Annotated in this window: 1 protein-coding gene; it reads right to left on the reverse strand. The window is 65.1% G+C overall.

Annotated elements, in window-relative coordinates:
- Positions 1-691 (reverse strand): alpha/beta fold hydrolase (locus VQ02_RS34275; protein WP_245239947.1); only part of this gene is annotated, 691 nt, incomplete at its 3' end.
- Positions 692-707: the final 16 nt, after the last annotated feature.

Below are 707 nucleotides of genomic sequence, written 5' to 3' on the forward strand. Positions count from 1 at the left end.
CATAGAAGTACGCGCTACGATGCGCTGACCGCCGGGTTTCGGCTCCGTGCGGAAGACATCTCCCCCGAACCAAGGAGGAACGGGGAGAAGGACGGCGGGGAACGGCCCCGGGATGCGGAGTAGTTAATTCCGTGGGCCCCCCCCGAAATGACAGAAAGACCGCCCCGGGGCCAGGGAGCCTGCGAGGCTCCACGACGAATGCATGGGGGACGATGTAGTCACGCGTGCCCCAAACCACGAGCGTTGGCTGCTCGACCCGCAGCGCCTTCTCTCCGATGCGATTGTCGACCATGCTACGCAAGGTCATGATGTAGCGTCCGATGCCGGCACGGGCATAATCCGAGAACGCCACCCAGGCGAGCGACCAGCGCTCGAACGGCGCGATGGCGAGGAAGCCAATCACTTGCCTGAACAGGTTCCGCGCCTCCGGGTCCGGCGTGGGCCCCTGCAACACGAGGCGGTCCACGAGCTGGGGGTGAACCAGCGCGAGTTCGACCAGCACCTCGCAGCCGAGCGAATTCCCGACAAAGGCCGCACGCTTCATCCCGATCGCTGTCATGAAGGCCGCCAATGCATCCGCGAGCTCGCGAACCGTGAGCGCGCGGCGGGGCTTATCGCTCAGTCCGAAGCCGGGCAGGTCGGGAGCATAGACCTCGAAATGAGGGGCGAGATGCTTTGCCAGCGGGATCATGTACCGGCTCGACATC

Source organism: Methylobacterium variabile (genome assembly GCF_001043975.1).
GTDB classification, from domain to species: Bacteria; Pseudomonadota; Alphaproteobacteria; order Rhizobiales; family Beijerinckiaceae; genus Methylobacterium; species Methylobacterium variabile.